This is a genomic window from Paraplanobispora takensis (assembly GCF_016863195.1).
Taxonomy (GTDB): Bacteria; Actinomycetota; Actinomycetes; order Streptosporangiales; family Streptosporangiaceae; genus Planobispora; species Planobispora takensis.
The window spans coordinates 73,773-83,048 of sequence record NZ_BOOK01000036.1 but is presented as its reverse complement, the minus strand read 5'-3'; the positions used below and the strand labels follow the sequence as shown (position 1 = coordinate 83,048).

The following is a 9,276-nucleotide window of genomic DNA, read 5'->3' as shown; positions in this document are numbered from 1 at the left end:
CCGGGACCTTTTCCGTGTCCGGCCGGGCCGTGCACCCCAGGCCACGGCCCGTGCCGTGTCTCCCCGGGTACGGCCCGCACCGTCACTTGCGGTACATCACGTCGGTGTCCCAGCGGGTGAACCCCAGCCCTTCGTAGAGGCGGATCGCCGGGGTGTTGCTCTCGTCCACGTACAGCATCACCTGGGCCAGGCCGAGGGAGCGCAGGTGCGACAGCCCCGCCAGCGTCAGCGATCGGCCGAGCCCGCCGCCCTGCTCGGCCGGGTCGACGCCGACCACGTAGACCTCCCCGATCGGGTCGTGCCCGTGACCCTGCGCCCCGTGCACCTTGGTCCAGTGGAAACCGACCAGCCTGTCCGCACCGTCCGCGCCGCCTGCGCCGCTCCCGCCGTCCGCGCCGCTCCCGCCGTCCGCGCCGCTCCCGCCGTCCCCGCGCACCGCGAGGAAGAAGCCCGCCGGGTCGAACCACGACTCCTGCTCGCGCCGCTTCAGGTCCTCCAGCGTCCAGGCCCCCTGCTCCGGATGACCGGCGAAGGCGCGGGCGTTCAGCGCCACCCAGGCCTGCCCGTCGGTCTCCGGGTCGAAGGTGCGCAGCCGTACCCCCTCGGGCAGTTCGAACCCGGGGACGGCGGTGAACAGCGAGCGCCGCATCTGCCACAGCGCCCTGACCTTCACCAGGCCCAGCGAGGCGGCCAGGGCCTCGGCCCCCGGATGCCCCCCGTGCGCCCACAGCCGCAGCCTGCCCCCGGTCTGCTCCAGTACGGCCTGCAGCAGCCGGTGACCGTGGCCCCGCCGCCGGAAGGCGGGATGGATCACCAGTTCCCCGCTCGGCCCCTCGACCGGGTCCGTGGGGTCCACGTGCGCGTAACCCGCGAGGGTGTCATCCACGTAGAGGAGCGCCGCGCCCGCGCGCTCGTCGCCTCCGTACCGCAGATGGAGCATCACGTGTTCGTTGAGGGGGCGGACCCCGTCGGTCTCCGTGGCGGCCTCGACCACCGCGAGAACGGCGGCCACCTCTTGTTCGTCGAGTCGTCCCCGATGTTCCACACGCGCGTTCATGTTCTGGACTCTAAGCGGGTTCCGGCCCGTAAGGATCACCGGACTGGCAAAAGACGCCAGCTCAGAGCGGGACGAATCGTTACCTTGCAGACATTCCCTGCATAGATAGCAGCTCTAGTGTCATTGTCCATGATGTCTCGTTCCTTCCAGCGGTTGGCTCTGGCCGGCGTTCTCGCCTCGGCCGGGCTCGTGATCGCGACGGGACCGGCCGAGGCGGGCGACACCAACAAGCCCGCCAGGACGGTCCCGGTCCGCCTGCTCTCACTCAACGACTTCCACGGCAACCTGGAGCCGCCGACCGGGTCCTCGGGCCGCATGGTCGACGAGAACGGCGCTACGGTCGAGGCCGGCGGCGCGGCCTACGTCGCCACCCACCTCAAGCAGCTCTCGGACAAGAACACGCTGAAGGTCGCCCAGGGCGACCTGATCGGCGCCACCCCCCTGATCTCGGCGGCCTTCCACGACGAGCCGTCGGTGGAGTTCCTCGGCAAGGTCGGCATCACCACCTCGGCCGTGGGCAACCACGAGTTCGACGAGGGCTACGCCGAGCTCAAGCGCATCATGAAGGGCGGCTGCCACCCGGTGGACGGCTGCTCGCCCGCCGGCGAGTGGAAGGGCGCGAAGTACGACTACATCGGTGCCAACGTCCTGCTCAAGCGGAAGAGCACCACCGCGGAGAAGGAGGCCCTGGCCGCCCTCGGCGGGCAGGCGAACCCGAACTCGCTGCGCGCGCTGCTGAAGGACTACGGCATCCCGGCGCTGCCCCCGGTCTCCATCCGCTGGATGAACGGCGTGCCGGTCGGCTTCATCGGCCTGGTCACCCAGGTCACCCCGAGCATCGTCGGCACCGAGGGCATCAAGGACCTGGAGTTCATCGACGAGGTCAAGGCCGCCAACGTCGCCTCCAGGCTGCTCAAGCTGGTCGGCGTCAAGGCGCAGGTCGTGCTGGTGCACGAGGGCGACCAGGTCACCCCGAACCAGTCGCCCGACGCCTGCAGCGCCGTGCCCGGCGCGGGCAACCGCATCGCCACCCAGGTGGACGCCGAGATCGACATGATCCTCAGCGGCCACTCGCACCAGGCCTACCTGTGCACCGTGACCGACCCCAAGGGCGGCCAGCGCCTCTACAGCCAGGGCGGCTCGTTCGGCCGGGTGATCACCCAGATCGACTTCCAGGTGGACACGCGCACCCGTGACGTCGTGCGCTCCTCGGTGGTCGCCGACAACCACGTCGTGACCAGGACCGTCACCCCGGACCCGGAGATCTCCGCCTTCGTCCAGAGCTGGAAGGACCGCGTCTCCTCGGTCGCCAACAAGCCGATCGGCAACATCACCGCGGACATCACCAACACCGCGGTCGCCTCCGGCGAGTCCCCGCTGGGCAACCTGATCGCCGACGGCCAGCTCGCCTCGGCCAAGAGCGGCGGCAACGCCCAGATCGCGCTGATGAACCCGGGCGGCGTCCGGACCAGCCTGACCTACGCCGGCTCCCCCGCGGGCGAGGGCGACGGGGTCGTGACCTACGGAGAGGCCTTCGCGGTCCAGCCGTTCAACAACCTCGTGCAGGTCGTCACGCTGACCGGCGCGCAGCTGAAGACCATCCTGGAGGAGCAGTTCGTCGGCGGGCCCAACAAGCAGGCGTTCACCAAGATCCTGCAGCCGTCGTCGAACTTCACCTACACCTACAGCACCAGCGCGCCGTGGGGCTCGAAGATCTCCGACATGAAGATCGACGGTGTTCCCGTGACGGACACCCAGTCCATCCGGGTCGCCGCCAACAACTTCCTGGTCGGCGGCGGTGACGCCTTCGACACCTTCAAGCAGAGCACCGACCTCTGGAGCGGACCGCTCGACATCGACGCGTTCGCCGCCTACTTCGGGGCCAACTCGCCGATCGCGCCTCCGACCCCCAACCACATCACGGTCGTTCCGTGATGTGACGGCGGCCCGCCGGGTGATCCCGGCGGGCCGTCTGCCGGAGAACGGGGTACGGCGCGGGCGCTGTCGCGCGGATCGGCAGACGGACAGGCGCTCGCGGCTTCGGTGGCTTCCAAGTGATCCACAAGGGGCCCGGCCTACCGTCGGCGGACATGATGAAGATCAGACACTCTGCCGTCCTGAAGGCCCTGCTGGCCGTGATGACCGCGCTGGCCGTCTCCGCTCCGTTCCTCCTGACCGATTACGAAGGCAGCGCCGAGTTCGAGACCGCCGTCAAGGTCTAGAGCGGAGGGCGGCCGTCCGGGGGCCGTCGGAGGGGAGCACGGGATCCGGGACGTGCCCTCTGCCGTCCGGCGGGCCCGGTCCGGCGGGGCTCTGCCCGGGCAGGGCTCCGCTCCCCGGCGCTCCCTCGGCGCCGGGCGGGTGGGTCAGCGGCGGGCGGGCTCGCGGTCCTCGCTGTGCTCGTTGCCGCGCTCGGGGACGAACCGGTAGCCGACGTTCCGGACCGTTCCGATCAGCGACTCGTACTCGGCGCCGAGCTTGGCGCGCAGCCGCCGGACGTGCACGTCCACGGTCCGGGTGCCGCCGAAGTAGTCGTATCCCCAGACCTCCTGCAGCAGCTGAGCGCGGGTGAACACCCGGCCGGGGTGCTGCGCGAGATACTTCAGGAGCTCGAACTCCTTGAACGTCAGGTCCAGCGCGCGGCCGCGGAGCCGGGCGGTGTAGGTGGCCTCGTCGATCGACAGGTCGCCGCTGCGGATCTCGTCGGGCACCTCCTCGGCGGCCGACAGGTTCAGCCGGCCCACGGCCAGCCGGAGACGGGCCTCGACCTCGGCCGGGCCGGCGCTGTCGAGGATGACGTCGTCGGCGCCCCACTCGGCGGTCATCGCCGCCAGGCCGCCCTCGGTGACGATCACCAGGAGGGGGCAGTCGATTCCGGTCGTCCGCAACAGCCTGCACAGGCTCTTGGCCTGGACGAGCTCGCGGCGCGCGTCGACGAGGATCGCGTCGGCGGGCGGGGCGTCGATCAGTGCGGACGCCTCAGCCGGGGCGACGCGGACCGAGTGCAGCAGCAGCCCCAGTGCCGGGAGCACCTCGGAGGAGGGTTCCAGGACGTTGGTCAGAAGCAGGAGGTTGCTCAAGGGCACTCCTTCGTCGGGCTCGCCCACAGTTCGTCGCGCGCGGCGGCCCGTGCGTCCGGTGGGGTCACGGTGCCTCCTTACCCGCGTCATGCCGGCGGTAGCCGTACAGAAAACACGTAAGGACCCGGGGGCTACGTCGCCCAGGTCCCGTAGGTGAGGATATCCGACGAGAATGGGACGTCCAGTGAGCGTCCACCTGGTGAACAGCCGATATCCGGTTACTTCAATGTGAACGAGTCCGCACGACACGGTTTTCCGAGGAGTTGAACAGCAGATGGCGACGGGAACCATTCGCTACTGGGCGGCGGCGAAGGAAGCGGCCGGGGTGGCCGAGGAGCCGTTCGAGGCCGAGACGTTGGCGGAGCTGGTGGTGAACGTCACATCCGGCCGGGAGGAACTGGCCCGGGTGGCGCGGCGATCCTCCTTCCTCGTGGACGGCAACCCGGTGGGCATGAGGCCGCACGAGGGGATCGTGCTCCCGCAGGGGGCGACGGTGGAGGTGCTGCCGCCTTTCGCCGGCGGGTGAGACCGGCGGATGATGTCTTTTCCCCGGTTCACGGCGGAGTCACGTGAGCGTTTCGGGCAAGATTGCCGGGGGAGATGCCGCGGTGGCACTCTGACCTGATCCGCGGGCTCGGTCGACGGGTCCGGACCGGAGCGGGAACGGCTGGAAACGATCGACGAGGAGTCGGATGCGCAAGCTGGTCGTTTTTCTGATCCTGCTGCTCGTTCTCGTCGGGATTCTCGACCGCGTCGCGGTCGCGGGGGTCGAGAAGGAGATCGCCACGCGCGCCACCGTGCGCTACGACCTGGACGTCCCGCCCGAGGTGACCATCACCGGCATCCCGTTCCTGACCCAGGCGATCCAGGGCCGCTACCAGGAGGTCAAGGTCGACGTCGGCCGCATCAACCTCGGCGGCGCCGAGGTGTCGGGGGTGGACGCCACGCTGTACGGCGTGCGGGCGCCGCTCTCCGACCTGATAACGAACGCCGAGCAGGTGGACATCCGCGCCGAGCGGGTGGTGGGCGAGGTCGTGATCCCCGAGGAGACGCTGAACCGGCGGGCGCCCCAGGGCATCAAGATCCAGGCCGACGAGGGCGGCCTGGCCGTCAGCGGGGAGATCACCTTCCTGGGCCAGAAGGTGCCGGCGAAGGCCAATCTGAAGATCGAGATGGCCGAGGGCCGGGTGAAGTTCATCCCTGAGAAGGTCACGCTGGGCGGCGGCATCCCGGTGCCCAACCCCGAGCGGTTCATCGCCTACGAGATCCCGATCGGGAAGCTGCCGTTCAACCTCAAGATCACCGAGGTGACGCCGGTGGCCGAAGGGCTGCGGATCACCGCGGAGGCGGCGGACGTCCCGCTGCGGGGCTGAGCGGCCCCCCTTTCCCGGAACCCTGGTGCCCCCGTGTCTGAACCGATCCGCCCCGCCGTACGTCGTGAGGATGTGAGTCACGCCGGAACCGCCGACGAGCAGCTCGTCAGGGCTCTCTTCGACGAGCACGGCGGGCCGCTGTACGGCTACGCCCTGCGGCTGACGGGCGATTCTGGGAGAGCGGAGGACGTCGTGCAGGAGACGCTGCTGCGGGCCTGGCGGCATCCTGACGCGCTCAGCGGGCGCTCCATCCGCGCGTGGCTGTTCACCGTGGCCCGCAATCTCGTCTTCGACCAGCACCGGGCGCGCAAGTCGCGTCCGCAGGAGACCGGGGACGAGGCGCTGGCCGTGGTCCCCGCCGACGACGAGCTGGAACGGGCCGTGGAGTCCTGGTCGGTGGCCGAGGCGCTGGCCGCACTCCGGCCGGAGCACCGCGAGGTGCTCACCGAGATCTACTACCAGGGCAAGTCGGTCAAGGAGGCCGCCGAGACGCTCGGCGTCCCTCCGGGAACGGTGAAGTCGCGCACGTACTACGCACTGCGGGCGCTCAAGCTGGCCCTGGAGGAGCGGGGGCTCGCGCCATGATGATGACCTGTGACGAAGCCCGCATGTCGCTCGGGGTGTACGTGCTCGGAGCACTGGACCCCCAGGAGCGCGCCGAGGTCGAGGCGCACCTCGACGGGTGCCCCGGCTGCCGTGCCGAGCTGGAGGAGCTGACCGGGGTCGCCGGGTTCCTGGACCGGGTGTCGGAGGAGGACGTGGCCCACGCGGCCAGCCCGCCGCACGCGGTGCTCGACCGGCTGCTCAACGCCCGGGTACGGCGGCGCAGGCTCACCCGGGTGCTGCTCTCGCTGGCCGCGTCGGTGGTGCTGGTCGGGCTCGGCGGGACCATCTGGGCGACGGCGAGCCGGAACGCGGAGGTCACCTCGGCCGCCTCGGCGCCGGAGCCGGCCAGTCCCGAGGCCGCCCAGGACGCCCCCGGCGGGCGGGACGCCCCCGCGGAGGTCCAGGCGGACCGCAAGGCCGCCCCCAGCGCGAGTGCCACCTCCGGGGACCAGGCGATGCTGAGCGGCCCCGTGGAGCTGGTGCGCAAGGGGAGCAAGGGCACCGTCCGCGCCACGGTGACCGCCGTGCCGGGCGAGAAGACGACCGACCTGCGGCTCAAGCTCTCCGGGGTGGCCACGGGCACCCGCTTCCGGCTGGAGGTGATCGGGCTCGGCGGGGAGCGGCAGACCGCCGGGAACTGGACCGTCGACAAGAGCGCCTACGAGGAGTCGGGCGGCTTCACCGGGACCACCACGATCCCGCCGGGGAACATCGAGAGGTTCGAGGTGGTCACCGACGCGGGGCGGGTGCTGGTCGACGTCTCCACCCCCGGCCGCTGAGCGCCGCCGGTCCGGGCGGCGCTCCGGAACGGTGGCTGCTGCGCGGGGGCCTCTGCGCGTCCGCGCGGGGATCTGCGCGCCGGACGGGAATGGCCCGGCGACCGTCCGTGTTGTGCTGCTCGATGACCGGGGTGATCGGGCCGGTGGTGGCGGCCGTGACGCTCGTCGTGGCCGTGCTCGTGGGCGTGGTGCTGCGGCGGCGCGACGGCGTGCCGCGGGAGGCGAGGGGTGCGGTGGAACGGCTGACGGCGGGCGACCTCGGCGCCGAGCTGGGCGAGCGCGCCACGCTCGTGCAGTTCTCCAGCGCCTTCTGCCAGCCGTGCCGGGCGACCCGCCGGATCCTCACCGAGGTGACGGGCATGGTGCCCGGCGTCGCGCACGTGGAGATCGACGCCGAGGCCCGGCTCGAACTCGTCAGGTCCCTGAACATCCTGCGCACCCCGACGGTGCTGGTCCTCGACCGGTCCGGGCGGGTCGTGAAACGCGCCTCCGGGCAGCCGCGCAAGGCCGACGTCATCGCGGCCCTGGGCGCGGCCGTCGAGGACTGAACCGGGAACCATATCGTGCACCGGACGACCCTGTCTCAAGAACTGGACATGGATGTGACAGATGGCGGAACGCCGGGGTAGTGTCGTCCGCATGCGTCCCACGACAGAGCTGCTCACGAAGCGGCGCGCGGTTGACTTCTGCCGCGTGGCCACCGCGCTCTGTCGCGCTTCCTAAAGGGATCTTCAGCGGCTTCCCGCCGCACCGATCTGCACGACCCTTCAGGAGCATCTAGTGATGCAGGTTGATCCCCGCGCTCTGCGTTTCGCCGCGGTCCTCACCAGTGTCGTCCTCGCGCTCGTCCTGATCCTGGACAGCCCGTGGCTGCTGGCGGTCCAGGCCGTGGTGTTCGCGCTGGGCGCCGCCGGTGCCTCGCCGTACGGGATGATCTTCAAAGGGATAGTGAAGAGTCCCCCCGGGGAACCGGAGGACGCCGGACCGCCGCGCTTCGCGCAGCTGGTCGGGCTCGCCTTCGCCCTGGTGGGCCTGGTCGGATACGTAACACAGATCACGCCACTGGCCCTCGGGGCCACCGCCGCGGCCCTGTTCGCCGCCTTCCTCAACGCCGCTTTCGGCTTCTGCCTCGGCTGCGAGATGTACCTGATCATTCGCCGTTTACTGCCCGCCGCAAGATAACCCCGGAGGAATCCCATGAGCCGCTCCGCCGTCCTGGTGGATGCCGACTGGGTCGAGGCCAACCTCGACACCCCTGGCGTCGTGCTCGTCGAGGTCGACGAGGACACCAGCGCCTACGACAAGGGCCACATCCGTGGCGCCGTGAGGATCGACTGGAGGCAGGACCTGCAGGACCCGGTCCGCCGCGACTTCGTGGACCGCGAGGGCTTCTCCGCCCTGCTGTCCGCCCGGGGCATCGCCAACGACGACACCGTGGTCCTGTACGGCGGCAACAACAACTGGTTCGCCGCCTACGCCTACTGGTACTTCAAGCTCTACGGCCACGAGAACGTCAAGCTCCTCGACGGCGGCCGCAAGAAGTGGGAGCTCGACTCCCGCCAGCTGGTCACCGAGGTCCCGGAGCGCCCGGCCACGAACTACGCGGCCAAGGACCAGGACCTGTCGATCCGCGCCTTCCGCGACGACGTCGTCGCCGCGATCGGCAAGCTCAACCTGGTCGACGTGCGCTCGCCCGACGAGTTCACCGGCAAGCTGCTCGCCCCGGCCCACCTCCCGCAGGAGCAGGCCCAGCGCGGCGGCCACGTGCCCACCGCCCGTAACATCCCCTGGTCGAAGGCTGCCAACGACGACGGCACCTTCAAGTCCAACGACGAGCTGCAGTCGCTCTACGCCGGAGAGGGCGTCGACTTCGGCAAGGACACCATCGCCTACTGCCGCATCGGCGAGCGCTCGGCGCACAGCTGGTTCGTGCTGCACGAGCTGCTCGAGCAGCCCAACGTCAAGAACTACGACGGTTCGTGGACCGAGTACGGCTCGCTCGTGGGCGTGCCGATCGAACTGGGAGAGGCCCGCTGATGACTGTTCCCCAGGGGTGCGCCGCGCCCGAGCAGACCGTCGCCCTGCCCGCCGGGGTCGACCTGTCCACCCAGGCCGTGATCCAGGGCACCGTGACCGGTGCCCCGGGCACCGCCTACGCCCGCCTGCTCGACCACTCCGGTGAGTTCACCGGTGAGGTCGTCGTGTCCGACGAGGGCGTCTTCCGCTTCTTCGCCGCCCCCGGCGACTGGACCGTCCGCATCATCGCGGGCGGCGGCGTCACCAGGGACATCCCGGCCCAGGCCCGCCTGGGCGAGGTCACCCAGCTGTCCGCGGCTCTCTGAGCTGACGGCCCTGTGACCTGACGGCCCTGTGACCTGACG

General features: G+C 70.6%; 13 protein-coding genes. 11 read left to right on the top strand and 2 right to left on the bottom strand.

From position 1 onward, the window contains the following. Positions 1 to 82: 82 nt before the first annotated feature. Positions 83 to 1,057 (bottom strand): mycothiol synthase, encoded by a 975-nt coding sequence (gene mshD, locus Pta02_RS24690; protein ID WP_203877306.1) that lies wholly within the window; start codon positions 1,055 to 1,057, stop codon positions 83 to 85. 129 nt (positions 1,058 to 1,186) lie between these two features. Between mshD and Pta02_RS24685 the strand changes: the two genes are divergently transcribed. Next, entirely contained in the window at positions 1,187 to 2,992 is a 1,806-nt protein-coding gene (locus Pta02_RS24685; RefSeq protein ID WP_203877305.1) for a bifunctional metallophosphatase/5'-nucleotidase, read from the top strand. A gap of 155 nt (positions 2,993 to 3,147) precedes the next feature. Beyond that, positions 3,148 to 3,279 (top strand): hypothetical protein, encoded by a 132-nt coding sequence (locus tag Pta02_RS42005; protein ID WP_275423608.1) that lies wholly within the window; start codon positions 3,148 to 3,150, stop codon positions 3,277 to 3,279. Between the two features lie 144 nt (positions 3,280 to 3,423). Here Pta02_RS42005 and Pta02_RS24680 read toward each other — a convergent pair whose 3' ends face one another. Beyond that, positions 3,424 to 4,137 carry a response regulator transcription factor gene (locus tag Pta02_RS24680; protein ID WP_203877304.1) on the bottom strand — a complete coding sequence of 238 codons (714 nt, stop codon included), beginning with the start codon at positions 4,135 to 4,137 and terminating at the stop codon, positions 3,424 to 3,426. Positions 4,138 to 4,411: 274 nt separating this feature from the next. Here Pta02_RS24680 and Pta02_RS24675 point away from each other — a divergent pair, with 274 nt between their 5' ends. The 9 genes from Pta02_RS24675 (at position 4,412) to Pta02_RS24640 (ending at position 9,237) form a co-directional block, all read left to right on the top strand. Then, positions 4,412 to 4,663: a MoaD/ThiS family protein gene (locus tag Pta02_RS24675; RefSeq protein ID WP_203877303.1), complete on the top strand. Its 252-nt coding sequence runs from the start codon at positions 4,412 to 4,414 to the stop codon at positions 4,661 to 4,663. Between the two features lie 166 nt (positions 4,664 to 4,829). After that, positions 4,830 to 5,510 carry an LmeA family phospholipid-binding protein gene (locus tag Pta02_RS24670; RefSeq protein ID WP_203877302.1) on the top strand — a complete coding sequence of 227 codons (681 nt, stop codon included), beginning with the start codon at positions 4,830 to 4,832 and terminating at the stop codon, positions 5,508 to 5,510. A 72-nt stretch (positions 5,511 to 5,582) separates the two neighbouring features. After that, positions 5,583 to 6,095: a sigma-70 family RNA polymerase sigma factor gene (locus Pta02_RS24665; RefSeq protein WP_203877301.1), complete on the top strand. Its 513-nt coding sequence runs from the start codon at positions 5,583 to 5,585 to the stop codon at positions 6,093 to 6,095. Beyond that, a complete protein-coding gene (locus Pta02_RS24660) occupies positions 6,092 to 6,895 on the top strand; it encodes an anti-sigma factor family protein (protein WP_239131207.1) in 804 nt (267 codons plus the stop codon). Before Pta02_RS24665 ends, Pta02_RS24660 begins: the two co-directional genes overlap by 4 nt. 122 nt (positions 6,896 to 7,017) lie before the next feature. Continuing rightward, entirely contained in the window at positions 7,018 to 7,443 is a 426-nt protein-coding gene (locus tag Pta02_RS24655) for a TlpA family protein disulfide reductase (RefSeq protein ID WP_203877300.1), read from the top strand. A 61-nt stretch (positions 7,444 to 7,504) separates the two neighbouring features. Continuing rightward, positions 7,505 to 7,618 carry a putative leader peptide gene (locus tag Pta02_RS42345; RefSeq protein WP_373872416.1) on the top strand — a complete coding sequence of 38 codons (114 nt, stop codon included), beginning with the start codon at positions 7,505 to 7,507 and terminating at the stop codon, positions 7,616 to 7,618. Positions 7,619 to 7,678: 60 nt separating this feature from the next. Continuing rightward, a complete protein-coding gene (locus Pta02_RS24650) occupies positions 7,679 to 8,077 on the top strand; it encodes a DUF4395 domain-containing protein (protein ID WP_203877299.1) in 399 nt (132 codons plus the stop codon). 15 nt (positions 8,078 to 8,092) lie between these two features. Beyond that, positions 8,093 to 8,932 carry a sulfurtransferase gene (locus Pta02_RS24645; RefSeq protein ID WP_203877298.1) on the top strand — a complete coding sequence of 280 codons (840 nt, stop codon included), beginning with the start codon at positions 8,093 to 8,095 and terminating at the stop codon, positions 8,930 to 8,932. Further along, positions 8,932 to 9,237, top strand: coding sequence for a DUF1416 domain-containing protein (locus Pta02_RS24640; RefSeq protein ID WP_203877297.1), 306 nt, complete (start codon positions 8,932 to 8,934; stop codon positions 9,235 to 9,237). Before Pta02_RS24645 ends, Pta02_RS24640 begins: the two co-directional genes overlap by 1 nt. Positions 9,238 to 9,276 lie beyond the last annotated feature (39 nt).